Source organism: Pseudomonas sp. FYR_7 (assembly GCF_043106155.1).
Taxonomy (GTDB): Bacteria; Pseudomonadota; Gammaproteobacteria; order Pseudomonadales; family Pseudomonadaceae; genus Aquipseudomonas; species Aquipseudomonas parafulva_B.
Window position 1 is genome coordinate 39,024 of record NZ_JBICMI010000062.1, and the last position, 17,720, is coordinate 56,743.

Below are 17,720 nucleotides of genomic sequence, written 5' to 3' on the forward strand. Positions count from 1 at the left end.
CCCTCAGCGGTTGCCGCGCCGGCTCATGAAGGCCAGGCGCTCGAGCAGCTGCACATCCTGCTCATTTTTCACCAGCGCCCCGGCCAGCGGAGGGATGGCCTTGGTCGGGTCGCGCTCGCGCAGTACCGCTTCGCCAATATTGTCGGCCATCAGCAGCTTCAGCCAGTCGACCAGCTCGGACGTTGAAGGCTTTTTCTTCAGGCCCGGTACCTTGCGTACGTCGAAGAACACGTCCAGCGCCTCGCTGACCAGCGACTGGCTGATGTTGGGGTAGTGCACATCCACGATGCGTTGCAGCGTGGCCCGGTCGGGGAAGGCGATGTAGTGGAAGAAGCAACGGCGCAGGAAAGCGTCCGGCAGCTCCTTTTCGTTATTGGACGTGATGATGATGATCGGGCGCTGCCTGGCCTTGATGGTCTCGTCGATTTCATAGACGTAGAACTCCATCTTGTCGAGTTCCTGCAACAGGTCGTTGGGGAATTCGATATCGGCCTTGTCGATCTCGTCGATCAGCAGGATCACCCGCTCCTGGGCCTCGAAGGCCTCCCACAGCTTGCCTTTCTTCAGGTAGTTGCGTACGTCGTGGACCTTGTCCACACCCAGCTGGGAGTCGCGCAGGCGGCTGACGGCATCGTATTCGTACAAGCCCTGGTGGGCCTTGGTTGTGGACTTGATGTGCCAGGTAATCAGGCGCGCCCCGAACGAAGCTGCCAACTGCTCGGCCAGCATGGTCTTGCCGGTACCAGGCTCACCCTTGACCAACAGCGGGCGCTCGAGGGTGATGGCCGCATTGACGGCCAGTTTCAGGTCGTCCGTGGCGACATAGTCACCCGTGCCTTCGAACTTCATGGGGTCTTTCCTCTGCTTGGGCTTGCGGGCCGATGTGCAGCCAGCCTGTCAGCCGCCCTTGGTGTGGGCGGCAGGCTGGCGCTCAGGTGGCCAACACAGGGTGTGATGGTGGGCCCGACTATACCGCGGGGGTACGACGACTGAAAACGCAGACCGCGTATTCAGTCCCCGAATGTCTCGTCACTGCGCCTTAGTCGGAATCCGGCGCGCTGCGTTCATAGCGCGCACTGAACGCCTGCACGAATCCATTGCGCAGGATCTGCAGGAAGGCCTCGAACGCACTGATGTTCTGCCTGCGCACGCTGCCACTGAGCTCAACGCGCGTGGCGAACTGGTTTTTCGGCTGGTTCTTGAGCACGGTTTCGGTGGCCCCCACCAGCGCCTCCCAGACCGAGCGGAACAGGCCCTTGTCCTTGTCCTTTACGTCCTGTTGCCAATCGAATACCTCGACGTCGCGCAGCAGGGGCTTGATGTAGCCGTTCAGGCGGCCATTGGTGGCCTCGGCCTCGATGACCACATCGCCATGGCCAGCCTTGAAGTCGAACTTGCCATAGGCGCTGGCAAAGTCGTTGAGTCGTCGCAGCTCGATGCCGGTGGCACGCAGGCGGAACTCGAAGTCGTCGAAATCGCTGAACGGATCGAAGGTGGCACGGCTCTCGACCTTGGCATCGCCTGCGACCAGGGCACGGGCTTCGAAACTGGCGTCGCGCCGGCCGGCTTCGTCGCGGATGTTGGTGAGGTTGCGAATGCTGGCCTGCAACTGCGTCGCCTTGAGCGTGACCGGGGGCTTGGAGCTGAAGTTGCGGAAGGTCAGCACCCCGTCATCGATCACCACCTCGTTGAGCGTGATGGGCAGCAGCTTGTCCAGTTGCTGACGCCAGTCAGTGCCCTGGCCGGTCTGGGAGTTCTGCTTGTCGCCGCCATCGACGAAGTTCAGCTCCGGGCGTAGGAAGGCCACTTCGGCCACCACGGCGCGGTCATACCAAAGCGAATGCCAGCTGACCGAGATGTCGATTACCGGGGCGTTGAGAAAAGGCACCGGCACCTTGCCCGTGGTCTTGACGATCTTCAGCCCGTTAACGGTGTAGGCACCGCGCCACCAGGCCAGATCCACATCGCTGACCTGCCCCCGGTAGTCGCCCATGTCGGCCAGTTTTTCATTGAGGTAGTTGCGCACAAGATAGGGCAGGGCAAGCTGCAAGGCCACCAGCAGCACGATGAGGCTGCCGAGGGCGATCAGCGGCCAGCGATAGCGGGCTCTCATGGCAGTTCTCCAGGGCAAGGTGTGTGGTTGACCGCAGGGTCTGCACCGGAGTTCGAAGAGGCTTTACGGGCCTTGAGGCCGGGGCTTACCCTTGGGGTCTTTCCGTGTCTTCATCATGCCAAGGACCCTGCCATGAGCCGTATATACGCAGACAACGCCCACTCCATCGGCAACACGCCCCTGGTGCAGATCAACCGCCTCGCGCCACGCGGCGTGACCATCCTGGCCAAGATCGAAGGGCGCAACCCAGGGTATTCGGTCAAATGCCGCATCGGCGCGAACATGGTCTGGGACGCCGAGAGCAGCGGCAAGCTCAAGCCCGGCATGACCATCGTCGAACCCACCTCGGGCAACACCGGTATTGGCCTTGCCTTCGTCGCTGCCGCCCGGGGCTACAAGCTCATGCTGACCATGCCGGCCTCCATGAGCCTGGAGCGGCGTAAGGTGCTCAAGGCCCTTGGCGCCGAACTGGTGCTCACCGAACCTGCCAAGGGCATGAAGGGCGCCATCGAGAAAGCCAACGAAATCGTCGCCTCCAACCCCGAGCAGTACTTCATGCCTGGGCAGTTCGAAAACCCTGCCAACCCGGCCATCCACGAAAAGACCACAGGCCCGGAGATCTGGAACGATACCGATGGCGCCGTGGATGTGGTGGTTGCCGGTGTCGGCACTGGCGGCACCATCACCGGTATCTCGCGCTATATCAAGCACACCCAGGGCAAGGCGATCACCTCGGTGGCGGTCGAGCCCATTTCCTCGCCGCTGATCACCCAGACCCTGGCAGGCGAGGCGCTGACGCCCACGCCGCACAAGATCCAAGGCATCGGCGCGGGCTTCGTGCCGAAGAACCTCGACCTGTCGATCGTCGACCAGGTCATGACGGTGGGCGACGACGAAGCCAAGGCCATGGCTATCCGTCTGATGCAGGAAGAAGGCATCCTGTGTGGCATTTCCTGCGGTGCCGCGATGGCCGCTGCCGTGCGCCTTGCAGAAAAGCCGGAAATGCAGGGCAAGACCCTCGTGGTGATTCTGCCTGACTCAGGCGAGCGTTACTTGTCCAGCATGCTGTTCAGCGACCTGTTCAGCGAGCAGGAAACCCAGCAGTAACCTGCCTAGGCGGTGATCCGAAGCAATACCTGGTAACGGGCTTGATTGCACAATCTTCATCCGTATCGTTGCGCCCAGGTGGTTTGTGCCTGGGCGCGATAGGTTTATGATGCCCGGATGATTTTCCCCCGGAACAGGCAGCGCTGGCCTGTGTCCCGCCCTAGGAGTGTTGCATGACCGTTTCCTTCCTCGCCAAGGCAGGTGTGCTGCTGGTGTTCTTCGGCAGCGTGCTGTTCGTCCACCTGCGCGGCAAGGCCCGCCTGCCGGTGTTGCGCCAGTTCGTCAACCATTCGGCGCTGTTCGCCCCCTACAATGCGTTGATGTACCTGTTTTCGGGCGTGCCGTCCAAGCCGTACCTGGACCGTCAACGCTTCCCGGAGCTGGACGTGCTCAAGGACAACTGGCAGGAAATCCGCGAGGAGGCCATGCGCCTGTTCGACGAGGGTTATATCCGCGCAGCCGAAAAGGACAACGACGCCGGTTTCGGTTCGTTCTTCAAGAAAGGCTGGAAGCGCTTCTACCTGAAGTGGTACGACAAACCCCTGCCGTCTGCTGAAGCCCTGTGCCCGCGAACCGTCGAGCTGGTCAGCAGCATCCCCAACGTCAAAGGGGCGATGTTCGCCCTGCTGCCCGGCGGCAGCCACCTGAACCCGCACCGTGATCCGTTTGCAGGTTCCCTGCGCTATCACTTGGGTCTCTCCACGCCCAACTCCGATGCCTGCCGCATTTATGTGGACGGCCAACCCTATGCCTGGCGCGACGGTCAGGACGTGATGTTCGACGAGACCTACGTGCACTGGGTCAAGAACGAGACCGACGTGACCCGGGTGATTCTGTTCTGCGACGTGGAGCGTCCCCTGAACAACCCGTTCATGACCCGCGTCAACCGCAAGGTCAGCGCATTTCTGGGCCGCGCCACTGCACCGCAGAATACAGACGATGAACGCGTGGGCGGGATCAACCAGGCCTACGCCTGGAGCAAGCGGTTCAGCAACAAGCTGAGCATGCGCGTCAAGCAGTTCAAACGTGCCAACCCCAAGGCCTACCGCGTGTTGCGACCGATACTGGCCGTGGTCGTAGCCTATTTGCTGTACCGCTGGTTGTTCTGACGGCGCCCTCGAGAGGGAGGGCGGCTGCAAGGCAGTTGCCCTTTACCCCTGGCGAAATTCTTGGGCGACGCAGTGGCGCAGCACCCCTTCCTCGAAGTCCAGGAAACCCCCTTCACGCTGGGTGATCAGGTAATACAGCAGGGTGTCGAGCGTTCGTGCCGGTGGGACGGCGACCGCCAGCATCTTCACCGCAGGTTCGCTTTCACAGGTGCACCCAAACTCCACCAAGGCTTCGCTCACCTGCTGCAGTGTCTCAGGCGGCTTGACCCGAACCCGGAACACCGAGCTGCCACTGCTGCGCAGCAACTGGGCAAACCAGTGTTGGCCTGCCTGCTCATGGGTGCAGATCACGTCACCTGGGGCGATGCCGTAGACATGGAACGGGATGTTGTCGATCACGTAACCGTCGTCGACGGCCCTGGCCCATAGCCCTTCCACCGATGCCGGCGGATAGCCATTGGCATCCTGCTGCAGCGGGAACAGCACTTTCTTGTAGACGCCGTTCATGCAGCGCCTCGGCGCCGTGCCGGGCGCAGCACCAGCCACAGGGCCACGCCGATCAGCAGGCCGCCGTACAGGTGGGCCATCGACAACGGCTCATTCAGCAGCCAGGCCCCCCACAGCACCCCGAACACGGGGATCATGAAGGTCACCGTACTGGCCTTGACCGGGCCGATTTCGGCCAGCAGGCGGAAGTACAGGATGTAGGCGAACGCCGTGCACAACAGGCCAAGCCCCACCAGCGAGCCCCAGACCTGCCAGCCGCCCCAGCTGGCAGGTGGCTGGGTTAGGGCGCTCCAAGCGAACAACGGGGTAAGCAGCAGGGTCGCGCCGAGCATGCTGCCTAGGGCCGACAGGCGGCTGTCCAGGCCGCTCACCCAGCGGCGGGCCAGGTAGCCGGCAAAGCCATAGCAGGTCGTGGCCGCCAGGCACGCCAGGGCGCCTTGCAACAGGGCTGCATCAAGGGCTACAGGCCCCGCACCGCTCAGGATGCCCACGCCGAACAGGCCCAGGAAAATGCCGCACAACTTGGCCAATGTCATGGGTTCCTTGAAGAACAACACGCCGATCAGCACGCCCATCAAGGGCGTCGTGGCATTGAAGATGGCCGAATAACCGGCTGGCAGCACCTGGGCTGCCACAGAATAAAAGGTGGCCGGAATGCCCGAGTTGATCATGCCCAGCACCAGGCAGGCGCCTAGTTTCCCTTGGAAATCCCAGCGTATGCGCGCAGCGCCGAGCAGTGCGATCAAGCCCAGGCAGGCGATGGAGACACGGAAGAAGGCCGTCGGCACGGTGCCCAGTACAGGGGCAATGATGCGCATGAACAGAAAGCTCGCGCCCCATACGGCAGCAAGGGTTAGCAGGCGGGCTAGGGCGGTGGGGCTCACGAAAGTCTCCAGGGGCTTGGCAGGGGCGCGAGTGTACGTCAGCAGGCCGGTGGATTCTTGCGCTTTCTTGCCCAATGAAGTTCAGCCAGTGCCCTGGCGTGGTCTGTTCAGGCCCCGCGCAGGCACTTCAAGGCGCTGAAGTCGCTGCGCACCTTGGTCAGCCGCTCCAGCAGCACCTGGCGTTGAGCGGGGGTGCTCTGCTGCACCAGGTCCACCACCAGACTGCGGGCTTGCCGTTCGGTGTTCTGGAAGGCTTGGCGATAGTCGGCTGTCCACAGGCTTTCCTTGTTTTGCAGCAAGGTCGCGACCCGTTCCGGGAAGCCTGGCTCGTGGCGTTGTTCCACCGCCAGCAGCAGTTGTTGCTGCCAATGGGCCCTATTGCGTATCCATTCGCTGTTCTGGTCACCCAAGGCGCGGGACCAGGCGCCGACCCGTTGCTTCTGGACCTCGGTCAGCTCGCCGAACCAGGGCTTGAGGCGCTTTTCCATGCGCTCGGCGCGCTTGCTGATCTGGCGGGGCAGGGGGGTGTCGACATATTCCTTGCGCCGCTGGGCAATATCGTCACGAAATGCATCGCGCATCTCGGCCACCTGCGCATCGCTCATGCCTTGCAGCAACTCGGTGGCCGACGGCGTGATTTCGGCCGCGACCCGGCCAATTGCCTCGCGGGCCTCCTCGGTGCGCTGCTGCAGCGCCTGGTCGGTGACCTGGTTATCGGCCACCATGGTGCGCAGGCGGTCCAGCCAGTCGAGGTAGCCGGGCAGTTGCGTCTGGCAATGCCATGCCAGGTGCTGCCGGAGGCGATCATCGAGCAGGGTTTTCTGCTCACGGTTCATGTCCAGGTAGTCGCCAAGCGACCAGGGCACCAGGCGATCGAGGTTGCGATAGGCCAGGTCGATGCGGCTGCAAGCACCCAGCAGCAGGGCGAAACCCAGGCAGATCGACAGGACTTTGAGCAGGCGTGCAGGCATGTGCGGGTCCTTGCAGTGGCAGCCAATGGGTAGACGCAGCACAACACCTGCGGTTCCACCGGATGGCGCGTGGAGGCCTGGATGGCGATGAACCGACCGCAGGCTTTGACACCAGGGCGGGTCTATCCGGAAAATAGCCGCCTTGACTTGAGGATGTTCGAAAATGGCTCTGCTTGGGCGTTACAACAGTTTGCAAATTGTTAAGCACGTGGACTTCGGCCTGTACCTGGACGGCGGTGCCGACGGGGAAATCCTGCTGCCGTCCCGTTACATTCCCAAGGGTGCCGAGACTGAAGTCGATGACTGGCTGAACGTGTTCATCTACCTCGACAGCGAAGACCAGCTGATCGCCACCACCGAGAAGCCCAAGGTGCAGGTGGGCGAGTTCGCCAGCCTCAAGGTCAAGGACATCAATGGTGCGGGCATCTTCCTGGACTGGGGTCTGCCCAAGGACCTGCTGATGCCGTATTCCGAAGAGGCACGGCCGCTGAAGATCGGTGACTACTGCGTGGTGCACGTGTACCTGGACAAGCGCACCCGCCGCATCACCGCCACCTCGCGCCTGGACCGCTACCTCGACACCACGCCTGCCGACTACAAGCCTGGGCAGCCGGTGGAACTGCTGGTGGCCGGCGAAACGCCGATGGGTTTCAAGGCCATCATCAACAACCGTCACTGGGGCTTGATCCACAAGAACGAGGTGTTCAAGTTCCTGCGCTCAGGCATGCACGAGCAGGGTTACATCAAGGAAGTGCGGGCTGACGGCAAAGTGTCGCTCAGCCTGCAGCCAGTGGGCGCTGCGCTGTCCGACAGCTTGCAGGAGCAGATCATGACGCGCCTGGAGGCCGAGGGTGGGGTGCTGCCGGTTTCCGACAAGAGCGACCCTGCATTGATCAGCAAGCTGTTCAATGTCAGCAAGGGCAATTTCAAGAAGGCCATCGGCGGGCTGTTCAAGCAAGGCCGCATCGTCATCCATGACGACCGGATCGAGAAAGCCTGATCAGCCCTGCACGAAGGTGTTGAAGTCCAGCTGATCACCACCGGGGCGAGTGTCGCGCAGCAGCGAGTCGCGGTCAGCGCTAAGGGCCAGGCTGATGGTGGAGCGACGCTTGCCAGGGTTGCGCACTTCCATCTGCTCTTGGTGAGCCCGCAGGAAGTTGACCGGCACCTTCAGGTGCTGGAGCTCATCGGTCAGCGGGGTGTGCAACAGCAGGTTGACCCAATCGGGCTGGCCCTTGCGAAGCAAGGCCACCGGGACCTCGAACCACCACAAATTGCGCTTGGAGTCTAGGGTGGCGAACAGCGTGTTGGCACTGGTCAGTACCGGGCGCGCCAGTGTGCTGTTGCGGCGGGCGATGGCAGCGGGTTTGTCGAGTTTCATGCAGGTTCCTGCGGGTCGAAGCCTTCAAAGGCCGCATTGTGAGGGGTGGCACCTTGCCGGGCAAGGTTTGAGGCTCGCAACGGAGCCTTACGGGACTGTATTTCGACCGTTTGTAACCGTTTGGCTTGTTGACGCAAATTTCTTGAAACTCCTGTGCAAGCGGCTGGGTCAACCTTCTGTCGGCACGATACGCGTGCTACCTCACAGGAGTTTTGCCATGAGCGGTACTGGAGACAAAATTAAAGGTATGGCCAACGAGGCAATGGGCAACATCAAGCAAGGTGTTGGCAACCTCACTGACAACGAAAAACTCAAAGGCGAAGGCAAGGCCCAGGAAATCAAGGGCGAAGGCCAACAGGTCAAAGGCGACGTGAAAAACAAGGTCGACGACCTGACCAAGTAATGACTCACGCCTGCCGAGCCGTCCTCTGCGTTTCGATGCAGGGGGCGGTAACAGGCAGAATTATTTAAAGCCGTTGCATGATTACCGGGAGCAGCACCCCAAGCGCAGGGTCCATTAGACTGAACGTCCGATCGATCAAGCGGCGAAAGGAGACGCTATGATTTTTTCCGCCTTGCAGGGCTTACCCTTGCACCGCGTACTGGTGCGCACCGTCAACGAATTCCTCGATGACGAAATGTCCACCTATGCTTCGGCATTGGCCTACCAGGCCCTTTTCTCGTTGTTCCCCTTCCTGTTGTTTCTCATTGCCCTGATCGGTTTCCTGCACCTGCCGGACTTCTTCTCCTGGCTGCGTTTGCAGTCGGAGCTGGTCTTGCCGCCCCAGGCCCTTGAGCAGGTCAACCCTGTCATCGACCAACTCCAGCAGTCCAAAGGTGGCCTGCTGTCGGTGGGTATCGTCATTGCCCTGTGGACGGCTTCAGCCGGTGTGCGGTTGATGATGAGCGCCATGAACGCGGCCTACGACGTGCCGGAAGGTCGCCCGGTCTGGAAGCGTATCCCGCTGTCGGTGCTGTACACCATTGGGTTGGCAGGCATGCTGCTGGCGGCCGCGGCGCTGATGGTGCTGGGCCCGCAGGTCATGGAGTGGATCGCGGCGCAGATCGGCATGGAAGAGTTCATCGTCACCCTGTGGACCATTCTTCGCTGGCCGGTGATCGTGATTCTGCTGATGGTCGCGGTCGCGGTTATTTACTACGTCATGCCTGATGTGGAGCAGAAATTCCGCTTCATTACCCCGGGCTCGGTGCTGGCGGTCGTAGTGTGGATCATCGCGTCGCTGGGCTTTGCCTATTACGTGAAGACGTTTGCAGACTACAACGCCATGTATGGCAGCATCGGGGCAATCATCGTGCTGCTGCTGTACTTCTACATCTCGGCTGCCGTGCTGTTGCTGGGCGCGGAGATGAATGCGGTGATTGAACACATGTCGGCCGAGGGCAAGGACCCAGGCGAAAAAGACTTCGATGGCACCCGCGACGACGAAAAGCCCAAGGTGCTGGGCCAGGAGCGCCCCAGTACTGACGACGCGGCGGGGGTTGAACCTACCCCGCGCTGAACTGCCCCGGATAAGCAGTGCGCTCCAGCGCTATCAGGGCCTTGCTGCGCTGATAGCGCTGGAGCTTGTCACGCAGCGACTGGGGTAGCTCACCAGCCGGCGCAAACCCCTGGCGTGCATAGTAGTTGGCAAGCGTTGGATGGCAGAACAACCACGTACTGCCACAGGCGTTCTCCAGAGCCTTTGCGACCAACTGCATACCCACGCCTTCCGAGCGCCGATCAGGCGCCACGAACAGCCCCGTCAGCCACTGACCACTCTCCACCTCGCTCAGAGACAACCCAGCAATGATGCCCGGCGACCTGGCCACCCAGAGCTTGCCCTGCGCAGGGGCGCGCATGCGCGAACCCTGTTGGCGATAGAAGTGGTCGAGCAACCGCTGTTCCGGGGCTGAAAGCCGGGTGCAGTGCACAGGCGGCCGTGAGGGCACGACGGTGCTCAGCTGGCCACGAAGTTCGGCGGGGAAACCAGTTCCACGGTCTGCTGCTTGCGCGGTGCCAGGATCTCGGCTTCACCTGCCACGACCAGTTCGTCGTTCTGGTTGTACACGTTGGTGGCGATACGCACTTTGAACTTGGGCAATTTTTCCAGGATTTCCAGGCGCACCGTCAGGGTGTCGCCGATCTTGACCGGCTTCTGGAAGCTCATCTGCTGGCCCAGGTAGATGGTGCCAGGGCCTGGGAGCGTGCAGGCCACCGCCGCACTGATCAACGCGCCGCTGAACATGCCATGGGCAATGCGCTCGCGGAACATGCTCTTGGCCGCGAACTCGGCGTCCAGGTGCACCGGGTTGTGATCGCCGGACATGGCGGCGAACAGCTGGATGTCGCGCTCCTCGACCAACTTCGTGTATTCGGCTTTCTGGCCGACTTCTAGGGCTTCGTAGGGCGTGTTGCTGAGCTGGGACATCAGGGCTTCCTTAAGCAGTACAGGTCGGATGCCGGTCGCGCGCAGGGCGTCGGCCAGACGGGTGAGACGCTTGCCGGGGGGCCCCGGATCACATTTTGCGCCCACGTCAGTGTACCCACAGTCGAGCAAATTGCAGGAAGGGCACAAATAAGATTCACAATGTTAATGGCAGGCGCTGATGACTGGGCCGTGCCTGGCTTACCTGCTAACGTCGAACCAACGCCTGTGCATAGTCAGCGCGCAGGCACTTGGACTACAGGACGCAGTGCAGGTCCCGGCAGAGGAACAACAATAAATGCAAGCCGACTTCTGGAATGACAAGCGCCCGGCGGGCGTGCCCTCCACCCTGGACATGCAGGCCTACGCGTCAGTGGTCGAGGTGTTCGAACGCTCCTGCAAGCGCTTTGCCGATCGCCCGGCCTTCAGCAATTTGGGCGTGACCTTGACCTACGCCGACCTCGATCGTCTGTCGGCCGCCTTCGCCTGCTGGCTGCAGCAACAGACCGACCTCAAGCCGGGCGACCGCATCGCGGTGCAAATGCCCAACGTGCTCCAGTACCCCATCGCCGTGTTCGGCGCCATGCGCGCCGGGCTGATCGTGGTCAACACCAACCCGCTTTACACCGAGCGCGAAATGCGCCACCAGTTCAAGGACAGCGGCGCCCGGGCCCTGGTGTACATGAACCTGTTCGGCAAGCGTGTGCAGACGGTCCTGCCCGATACCGGTATCGAGTACCTGATCGAGGCGAAGATGGGCGACATGCTGCCTACGCTCAAAGGCTGGCTGGTCAACACCGCGGTCGACAAGCTCAAGAAGATGGTGCCAGCCTATGTGCTGCCCCAGGCCGTGTCGTTCAAGCAGGTACTGCGCCAGGGCCGCGATGGTGTGCCCACGCCTGTGCCCTTGAGCCTGGGTGACATCGCCGTGCTGCAGTACACCGGCGGCACGACGGGGCTGGCCAAGGGCGCGATGCTCACCCACGGCAACCTGGTGGCAAACATGCTGCAGGTGCTGGCCTGTTTCTCCCAGCATGGGCCGGACGGGCAGAAGCTACTCAAGGACGGCGAAGAGGTGATGATCGCGCCGTTGCCCCTCTATCACATCTATGCCTTCACCGCGAACTGCATGTGCATGATGGTCACCGGCAACCACAACGTGCTGATCACCAACCCGCGGGACATACCAGGCTTCATCAAGGAGCTGGGCAAGTGGCGGTTTTCTGCGTTGCTGGGCCTCAACACCCTGTTCGTCGCGCTGATGGACCACCCCGGGTTCCGCCAGCTCGATTTCTCTGCATTGAAGGTCACCAACTCCGGCGGCACTGCCCTGGTCAAGGCCACGGCCGAGCGCTGGGAACAGCTGACGGGTTGCCGCATCGTCGAAGGGTACGGCCTGACCGAAACGTCCCCCGTGGCCAGCACCAACCCCTACGGCACGCTGGCGCGGCTGGGCACGGTGGGCATCCCGGTGGTGGGCACGGCTTTCAAGGTGATCGATGCCGACGGCAACGAGCTGGCCCTGGGTGAACCCGGTGAGCTGTGCATCAAGGGCCCGCAGGTCATGAAGGGCTACTGGCAGCAACCCGAGGCCACGGCCGAGGCACTGGACGCCGAAGGCTGGTTCAAAACCGGCGACATTGCCGTGATCGACCCCGACGGCTTTACCCGTATCGTCGACCGTAAGAAAGACATGATCATCGTATCGGGCTTTAACGTGTACCCCAACGAAGTCGAAGAGGTGGTCATGGGCCATCCCAAAGTCGCCAACTGTGCCGCCATCGGCGTGCCAGACGAGCGTTCTGGCGAAGCGGTGAAGTTGTTCGTGGTGCCGCGCGAAGGGGGGGTGGATGTCGAGGAGCTCAAGGCCTATTGCAAGGCCAACCTTACCGGCTACAAAGTGCCCAAGCAGATCGTGCTACGCGAGGCGCTGCCGATGACGCCGGTGGGCAAGATCCTGCGGCGCGAACTGCGTGACGCCAGCTAAATCGATAGCCCGCGACAAGGAAGATGTGCCGTGTGCCAGGGCCTGGCGCACGGCACATCCCGGTGGCCTAACCGGCTCATTAAGTCAAATACTCTAAACGTGACCCGAAGTATTCATTGAGTCACCTTTGTGACTGTCAAGCCCGCTTTGGGCTCTAGTAGACCCTCGGCAAAGCTGCTACTCTCGGCCCGCTTTCAGATGATCTGGTTTGCATCAGGCCGTCATCTCATATCAATAATAAACGCCTCGACGCGTGAAACGAACTTCGCTGTTGCTGAAGGAGTGGGCTTGCATGATCGACCATTTTTGGAAGGACAAGTATCCGGCCGGTATCGCGGCGCAGATCGATCCCGACGAATTCCCCAACATCCAGGCGGTACTCAAGCAATCCTGCCAGCGCTTTGCCGACAAACCGGCCTTCAGCAACCTGGGCAAGACCCTGACCTACGGTGAGTTGTATACCCTTTCCGGTGCCTTTGCCGCCTGGTTGCAACAGCATACCGACCTAAAGCCCGGTGATCGCATCGCGGTGCAACTGCCCAACGTGCTGCAGTACCCGGTGGCGGTATTTGGCGCCATGCGCGCCGGCCTGATCGTGGTCAACACCAACCCGCTGTACACCGCCCGGGAAATGGAGCACCAGTTCAAGGACTCCGGCGCCAAAGCGCTGGTGTGCCTGGCGAACATGGCGCACCTGGCCGAGAAGGTAGTGCCCAAGACCCAGGTCAAGCACGTCATCGTCACCGAAGTGGCAGACCTGCTGCCTGCGCTCAAGCGGCTGCTGATCAACAGCGTGGTCAAGTACGTCAAGAAGATGGTGCCGGCCTATCACCTGCCCAGCGCCGTGCGCTTCAACGATGCCCTGGCCCTGGGCAAGGGCCAGCCGGTGACCGAGGCCAACCCGCAAGCCAATGATGTGGCCGTGTTGCAATACACCGGCGGCACCACCGGTGTGGCCAAGGGCGCCATGCTGACCCACCGCAACCTGGTAGCCAACATGCTGCAGTGCCGGGCGCTGATGGGTTCGAACCTGCAGGAAGGGTGCGAGATCCTCATCACCCCGCTGCCGCTGTACCACATCTACGCTTTCACCTTCCATTGCATGGCCATGATGCTGATCGGCAACCACAACGTGCTGATCAGCAACCCCCGCGACCTGTCCGCCATGGTCAAGGAACTGGGCAAGTGGAAGTTCACAGGTTTCGTGGGCCTCAATACGCTATTCGTGGCGCTTTGCAACAGCGATGCGTTCCGCGCCCTGGACTTCTCGGCCTTGAAGATCACCCTGTCCGGCGGCATGGCGCTGCAACTGAGCGTTGCCGAGCGCTGGCGTGCGGTGACGGGCTGCGCCATCTGCGAAGGCTATGGCATGACCGAAACCAGCCCGGTGGCCGCCGTGAACCCCGCGCAGGCCAACCAGGTAGGCACCATTGGTATTCCGGTGCCGTCCACGCTGTGCAAGATTGTCGACGACGCCGGCAACGAGTTGCCCTTGGGCGAAGTGGGCGAACTGTGCGTCAAGGGCCCTCAGGTGATGAAGGGCTACTGGCAGCGCGAGGAGGCCACCGCCGAAATTCTCGACAGCGAAGGCTGGCTCAAGACTGGCGACATCGCCCTGATTCAGCCTGACGGCTACATGCGTATCGTCGACCGCAAGAAGGACATGATTCTGGTGTCCGGCTTCAATGTCTACCCCAATGAACTCGAAGACGTGCTAGCGGCGGTGCCTGGCGTATCGCAGTGTGCGGCCATCGGCATTCCGGATGAAAAATCCGGGGAGCTGATCAAGGTCTTCGTCGTGGTCAAACCTGGCATGACGGTGACCAAAGAGCAGGTGATGGAGCACATGCGCGCCAACCTCACCGGCTACAAGGTGCCACGTCTGGTCGAGTTCCGCGACACCCTGCCGACCACCAACGTCGGCAAGATCCTGCGTCGCGAACTGCGCGACGAAGAGCTCAAGAAGCTCAACCTCAAGAAAAGCGCCTGACCTGGCGCGCACCGCCTGCCACCGCCCTGCAGCCCCTTTTGACGAGGCCTCGCAGGGCGGGCGGTCCTTGCTTCAGCGCAGTTTTTCCAGCATCTGGTAGTACCACATGCCCGCTGCCAGGAGCGGGTTGCCCAACACGTCTCCCATCGGCACACGCACATGCTTGCATTGGGCGAAGGTGTCGAATTGCTCCAGGGTGCCGGTCATGGCTTGAGCCATGATTTCGCCCATGATGTGGCTGGTGGCGATGCCGTGCCCGGAGTAGCCCTGGCAGTACCAGACATGGTCCGAAAGCTTGCCCACTTGGGGTATGCGATTGACCACGATGCCCATGGCGCAGCTCCATTGGAACGCGATGGGCACGCCCTTCAAGGCAGGGAAGGTACGCTCGATGCACGGGCGCAATTCAGCTTCGATGTCCCGCGAGTCGCGCCCTGTATAGTTGGCGCCGCCGCCGAACAGCAGCCGCTTGTCGGCCGTCAGGCGGTAGTAGTCCAGCACGAATCGGCAATCGTAGACGGCAAGGTCCTGCGGGTTGATTTGCGCTGCCAGCTCGCCCAATGGCGCCGTGGTGACGATGCCGCCCATGGCCGGGAATATCTTGCCCTTGAGCTGGCGCTTTTCCAGCTTGTGATAGACATCGCCTGCCAGCATCACCTGGCGCGCGTCCACACGCCCATGGGCCGTCACCACGGCAGGGCGAGGGCCGTGCACGATTTCCAGCACTTCGGTCTGCTCGAAAATCAGCGCGCCCAGGCTGTGGGCGGCGCGGGCTTCGCCCAGGCACAGGTTCAGCGGGTGCAGGTGCAGGTTGCGCCGGTTCTTCAGGGCGCCCAAGTACAGGGGGCTTTGCAGGTGTTCGGCCATCGCCTGGCGGTCGAGCAGCTCGACCTGATCACCCATGCCATGGCGCTGTGCCTGGGCCTCGAAAGCCCGTAGCTCGTCCAGGTGCGAGGGTTTCATGGCCGCGTGCAGGTGACCGTGCTTGAGGTCGCAGTCGATGCCATAGCGGGCCACCCGTTGCTCGATGATCTGGTGGCCCCGCCAGCGCAGGTGCCAGATGAAATCATCCACGTCGCTGCCCAGCCGCTTGCGCATCTGTGCGCGCATGGCTTCGTCACCCGACAGGCTGCCGGTCACTTGACCACCATTGCGCCCGCTGGCGCCCCAGCCCACCCGGTTGGCTTCGAGCACTGCGACTTTCAGGCCGCGTTCGGCCAGTTCCACGGCCGTTGCCAAGCCGGTGAAGCCCGCGCCGATGATTGCCACGTCCACCTGCACGGTGCCCTTGAGCTGGGGGTAGGTGGTGAGGTCGTTGAGGGTGGCGGTGTAGTAGGACGGCGCACGTTGCGCCGGGCCTTTGTTCACTGCTGCGTTCATGGGTAATCCTTGTTCTGTGTGGGGCTCAGGCCTGGTGCAGGTACCAGCGCCAGTCCTGTTCGCTGACTTCGGCCATGAATTGCCGGTATTCGGCGCGCTTGACCTTCAGGTACACGCCAAGAAACGCATCGCCCAGTGCTTCGCGGGCCCAGGTCGACTGCTCCAGGGCTTGCAGCGCGGTGAGCCAGTCAGTTGGCAGGTGTTCGGTCGCCTGGGCATAGCCATTGCCCTGAATCGGCGCGCCAGGGTCGAGCTGATCACGTATGCCGCTGTGACTGGCGGCCAACATGGCGGCGGCAGCCAGGTACGGGTTGGCGTCAGCCCCGCAGATACGGTGCTCAACATGCCGGCTATTGGCCGGCCCGCCCGGCACCCGCAGGCTGACCGTGCGGTTGTCCACGCCCCAGGTGGGCGACAGGGGCGCGTAGCTATTGGCCTGGAAGCGGCGGAAGGAGTTGGCATTGGGGCAAAACAGCAGCAGCGACGCGTGCAGGTGCTGCAACATGCCGGCCACTGCGTAACGCAGCAGCGGTGTGCCGGCCGGATCTTCGCTGGCGAACAGGTTACGGCCGGCGCTGTCGGCCAGGCTCAGGTGCATGTGCATACCGGTACCGGCCAAGTGGCCGAAGGGCTTGGCCATGAAGCAGGCCTGCATGCCATGGGCGTGGGCGATGCCTTTGACCAGGCGCTTGTAGCGTACTGCCTGGTCCATCGCTTGCACGGCATCACCGTGTTCGAGGGTAATCTCCACCTGGCCTGGGGCGTATTCCGAAATGGCCGTACGCGCCGGTATGCCCTGTGCCTTGCAGGCCGCATACAGGTCTGCCAGGAACGGCTCGATCTGCTCCAGCTCTCGCAGCCCGTACACCTGAGTGCTGCGAGGGCGTGCGCCGTCCTGGTCGAGCGCCGGTTGCGGATGGCCATGGGCATCGCGCTGCTGGTCGAGCAGGTAGAACTCCAGCTCGCAGGCCATCACGGGGTGGTACCCGTCGGCCTTCAGGGCTTCGACGGTGCGCAACAGTACATGACGCGGGTCGGCCACGCTGGCCGGCAGGCCTTGGTGTGGGTGCATGCTCACTTGCAGCGCTGCGGTCGGCACCCGGCGCCAGGGCAGGCGTACCAGGCTGCCATCGAGTGGGTAGGCACGGCAATCGATGTCGCCGACATCCCAGACCAGGCCCGAGTTTTCCACGTCGTCGCCGTTTACGGTCAGGCCGAGAATGGTGCTGGGTAATGGCCGGCCGGTCTGGTACACGGCCAGCAGTTCATCACGGTGCAGCAGCTTGCCGCGAGGCACGCCGTTGGCGTCGAGGATGAACAGTTCAAACAGATCGATTTCGGGGTTGGCGGCCAGAAACTGGCTGGCCTGCTCCACAGGTGCAAAGTGCATAATCATTCGCTCGCGAACGCTCAGGCCCCTGCCTGTGCAGGCGGCCCGGCTGGGTCAAACGGCCCAATGCAGGCCGGGTGAGGTCATGCAGGCGTAAGCGAGGTGTCGGGCGGGCGCGCGTGACGGCAGTGCCACAGTGCCCAAAAGGCGAGGATGACATGCACCAACGGATTTTCGCCGCACAGCGTCCTGGGCTTCGACGGTGAAGGGCGGTTGGACGATGGTGAGCTGGGCTGGGCGGGAGTCATGCGTTCGATACTCACATGCCGCTTGAGGGGGATTAAAGTAGTGAATGGCAACCTTTACTTTGTGGCTGGCTAAACATTTGATTGGTATGCCGTTGCCGTTGCCGTTGCCGTTGCCGTTGCCGTTGCCGTTGCTGTTACTGCTACTGTTGCTGTTGCTGTTGCTGTTGCTGTTGCTGTTGCTGTTGCTGTTGCTGTTGCTGTTGCTGTTGCTTCTAAGCGCGCGGTAG

The 17,720-nt window shown here is 62.2% G+C and carries 18 protein-coding genes; 8 read left to right on the top strand and 10 right to left on the bottom strand.

Translation table 11 applies throughout. From position 1 onward, the window contains the following. Positions 1-3: 3 nt before the first annotated feature. Both ACF8R3_RS16070 and ACF8R3_RS16075 read right to left on the bottom strand, forming a co-directional pair. Positions 4-849: a MoxR family ATPase gene (locus ACF8R3_RS16070; protein ID WP_023534935.1), complete on the bottom strand. Its 846-nt coding sequence runs from the start codon at positions 847-849 to the stop codon at positions 4-6. A gap of 190 nt (positions 850-1,039) precedes the next feature. Further along, complete coding sequence (locus ACF8R3_RS16075; protein ID WP_392515879.1) at positions 1,040-2,113, bottom strand: DUF748 domain-containing protein; 1,074 nt, start codon at positions 2,111-2,113, stop codon at positions 1,040-1,042. A 132-nt stretch (positions 2,114-2,245) separates the two neighbouring features. Between ACF8R3_RS16075 and cysK the strand changes: the two genes are divergently transcribed. Then, positions 2,246-3,220, top strand: coding sequence for a cysteine synthase A (cysK, locus tag ACF8R3_RS16080; RefSeq protein WP_058604221.1), 975 nt, complete (start codon positions 2,246-2,248; stop codon positions 3,218-3,220). Between the two features lie 173 nt (positions 3,221-3,393). Beyond that, on the top strand, positions 3,394-4,329 hold the full coding sequence (locus tag ACF8R3_RS16085; RefSeq protein WP_392515880.1) for an aspartyl/asparaginyl beta-hydroxylase domain-containing protein: 936 nt from the start codon (positions 3,394-3,396) through the stop codon (positions 4,327-4,329). A gap of 42 nt (positions 4,330-4,371) precedes the next feature. Here ACF8R3_RS16085 and ACF8R3_RS16090 read toward each other — a convergent pair whose 3' ends face one another. The 3 genes from ACF8R3_RS16090 to ACF8R3_RS16100 form a co-directional block, all read right to left on the bottom strand. Next, positions 4,372-4,836: a DUF4265 domain-containing protein gene (locus tag ACF8R3_RS16090; RefSeq protein WP_392515881.1), complete on the bottom strand. Its 465-nt coding sequence runs from the start codon at positions 4,834-4,836 to the stop codon at positions 4,372-4,374. Next, the gene (locus tag ACF8R3_RS16095; RefSeq protein WP_058638079.1) at positions 4,833-5,720 is read right to left on the bottom strand and encodes a DMT family transporter; all 888 of its coding nucleotides are present in this window, start codon (positions 5,718-5,720) and stop codon (positions 4,833-4,835) included. Before ACF8R3_RS16095 ends, ACF8R3_RS16090 begins: the two co-directional genes overlap by 4 nt. 107 nt (positions 5,721-5,827) lie before the next feature. Beyond that, positions 5,828-6,691: a DUF6279 family lipoprotein gene (locus ACF8R3_RS16100; RefSeq protein WP_392515882.1), complete on the bottom strand. Its 864-nt coding sequence runs from the start codon at positions 6,689-6,691 to the stop codon at positions 5,828-5,830. 163 nt (positions 6,692-6,854) lie between these two features. Here ACF8R3_RS16100 and ACF8R3_RS16105 point away from each other — a divergent pair, with 163 nt between their 5' ends. Continuing rightward, positions 6,855-7,691 (top strand): S1 RNA-binding domain-containing protein, encoded by an 837-nt coding sequence (locus ACF8R3_RS16105; protein ID WP_058638069.1) that lies wholly within the window; start codon positions 6,855-6,857, stop codon positions 7,689-7,691. Here the strand turns inward: ACF8R3_RS16105 and ACF8R3_RS16110 are convergent, their stop codons facing one another. After that, positions 7,692-8,072, bottom strand: coding sequence for a hypothetical protein (locus tag ACF8R3_RS16110; RefSeq protein ID WP_058638070.1), 381 nt, complete (start codon positions 8,070-8,072; stop codon positions 7,692-7,694). 217 nt (positions 8,073-8,289) lie between these two features. Between ACF8R3_RS16110 and ACF8R3_RS16115 the strand changes: the two genes are divergently transcribed. Together ACF8R3_RS16115 and ACF8R3_RS16120 are read left to right on the top strand one after the other, a co-directional pair. Then, positions 8,290-8,475 (top strand): CsbD family protein, encoded by a 186-nt coding sequence (locus ACF8R3_RS16115; RefSeq protein ID WP_049695592.1) that lies wholly within the window; start codon positions 8,290-8,292, stop codon positions 8,473-8,475. 157 nt (positions 8,476-8,632) lie between these two features. After that, complete coding sequence (locus ACF8R3_RS16120) at positions 8,633-9,592, top strand: YihY/virulence factor BrkB family protein (protein ID WP_058638071.1); 960 nt, start codon at positions 8,633-8,635, stop codon at positions 9,590-9,592. Here the strand turns inward: ACF8R3_RS16120 and ACF8R3_RS16125 are convergent. Together ACF8R3_RS16125 and ACF8R3_RS16130 are read right to left on the bottom strand one after the other, a co-directional pair. Next, positions 9,579-9,968 carry a GNAT family N-acetyltransferase gene (locus tag ACF8R3_RS16125; protein WP_058638072.1) on the bottom strand — a complete coding sequence of 130 codons (390 nt, stop codon included), beginning with the start codon at positions 9,966-9,968 and terminating at the stop codon, positions 9,579-9,581. The two genes, ACF8R3_RS16120 and ACF8R3_RS16125, sit on opposite strands and share 14 nt — an antisense overlap. A 62-nt stretch (positions 9,969-10,030) precedes the next feature. Beyond that, a complete protein-coding gene (locus ACF8R3_RS16130; protein WP_058604229.1) occupies positions 10,031-10,501 on the bottom strand; it encodes a MaoC family dehydratase in 471 nt (156 codons plus the stop codon). Positions 10,502-10,796: 295 nt separating this feature from the next. On the opposite strand from ACF8R3_RS16130, the gene fadD2 reads away from it, so the two are divergent. Both fadD2 and fadD1 read left to right on the top strand, forming a co-directional pair. Further along, the gene (gene fadD2 / locus ACF8R3_RS16135; RefSeq protein WP_392515883.1) at positions 10,797-12,485 is read left to right on the top strand and encodes a long-chain-fatty-acid--CoA ligase FadD2; all 1,689 of its coding nucleotides are present in this window, start codon (positions 10,797-10,799) and stop codon (positions 12,483-12,485) included. Between the two features lie 292 nt (positions 12,486-12,777). Continuing rightward, positions 12,778-14,475: a long-chain-fatty-acid--CoA ligase FadD1 gene (gene fadD1, locus ACF8R3_RS16140; protein ID WP_058638074.1), complete on the top strand. Its 1,698-nt coding sequence runs from the start codon at positions 12,778-12,780 to the stop codon at positions 14,473-14,475. Positions 14,476-14,547: 72 nt separating this feature from the next. On the opposite strand, the gene ACF8R3_RS16145 is transcribed toward fadD1, so the two are convergent. Then, positions 14,548-15,855 (bottom strand): NAD(P)/FAD-dependent oxidoreductase, encoded by a 1,308-nt coding sequence (locus ACF8R3_RS16145; RefSeq protein WP_392515884.1) that lies wholly within the window; start codon positions 15,853-15,855, stop codon positions 14,548-14,550. A gap of 25 nt (positions 15,856-15,880) precedes the next feature. Next, positions 15,881-17,245 carry a glutamine synthetase family protein gene (locus ACF8R3_RS16150; RefSeq protein WP_196126003.1) on the bottom strand — a complete coding sequence of 455 codons (1,365 nt, stop codon included), beginning with the start codon at positions 17,243-17,245 and terminating at the stop codon, positions 15,881-15,883. Between the two features lie 292 nt (positions 17,246-17,537). Between ACF8R3_RS16150 and ACF8R3_RS16155 the strand changes: the two genes are divergently transcribed. Then, complete coding sequence (locus tag ACF8R3_RS16155) at positions 17,538-17,720, top strand: hypothetical protein (protein ID WP_392515885.1); 183 nt, start codon at positions 17,538-17,540, stop codon at positions 17,718-17,720.

Bases quoted from the DNA above. Each gene is read 5' to 3' on its own strand.
- ACF8R3_RS16075 (WP_392515879.1), bottom strand. From the start codon at position 2,113: ATGAGAGCCCGCTATCGCTGGCCGCTGATCGCCCTCGGCAGCCTCATC.
- ACF8R3_RS16130 (WP_058604229.1), bottom strand. From the start codon at position 10,501: ATGTCCCAGCTCAGCAACACGCCCTACGAAGCCCTAGAAGTCGGCCAG.
- fadD1 (WP_058638074.1), top strand. From the start codon at position 12,778: ATGATCGACCATTTTTGGAAGGACAAGTATCCGGCCGGTATCGCGGCG.
- ACF8R3_RS16100 (WP_392515882.1), bottom strand. From the start codon at position 6,691: ATGCCTGCACGCCTGCTCAAAGTCCTGTCGATCTGCCTGGGTTTCGCC.
- ACF8R3_RS16090 (WP_392515881.1), bottom strand. From the start codon at position 4,836: ATGAACGGCGTCTACAAGAAAGTGCTGTTCCCGCTGCAGCAGGATGCC.
- ACF8R3_RS16105 (WP_058638069.1), top strand. From the start codon at position 6,855: ATGGCTCTGCTTGGGCGTTACAACAGTTTGCAAATTGTTAAGCACGTG.
- ACF8R3_RS16110 (WP_058638070.1), bottom strand. From the start codon at position 8,072: ATGAAACTCGACAAACCCGCTGCCATCGCCCGCCGCAACAGCACACTG.
- ACF8R3_RS16085 (WP_392515880.1), top strand. From the start codon at position 3,394: ATGACCGTTTCCTTCCTCGCCAAGGCAGGTGTGCTGCTGGTGTTCTTC.
- ACF8R3_RS16070 (WP_023534935.1), bottom strand. From the start codon at position 849: ATGAAGTTCGAAGGCACGGGTGACTATGTCGCCACGGACGACCTGAAA.
- ACF8R3_RS16155 (WP_392515885.1), top strand. From the start codon at position 17,538: ATGGCAACCTTTACTTTGTGGCTGGCTAAACATTTGATTGGTATGCCG.
- ACF8R3_RS16145 (WP_392515884.1), bottom strand. From the start codon at position 15,855: ATGAACGCAGCAGTGAACAAAGGCCCGGCGCAACGTGCGCCGTCCTAC.
- ACF8R3_RS16150 (WP_196126003.1), bottom strand. From the start codon at position 17,245: ATGCACTTTGCACCTGTGGAGCAGGCCAGCCAGTTTCTGGCCGCCAAC.
- ACF8R3_RS16115 (WP_049695592.1), top strand. From the start codon at position 8,290: ATGAGCGGTACTGGAGACAAAATTAAAGGTATGGCCAACGAGGCAATG.
- fadD2 (WP_392515883.1), top strand. From the start codon at position 10,797: ATGCAAGCCGACTTCTGGAATGACAAGCGCCCGGCGGGCGTGCCCTCC.
- ACF8R3_RS16120 (WP_058638071.1), top strand. From the start codon at position 8,633: ATGATTTTTTCCGCCTTGCAGGGCTTACCCTTGCACCGCGTACTGGTG.
- cysK (WP_058604221.1), top strand. From the start codon at position 2,246: ATGAGCCGTATATACGCAGACAACGCCCACTCCATCGGCAACACGCCC.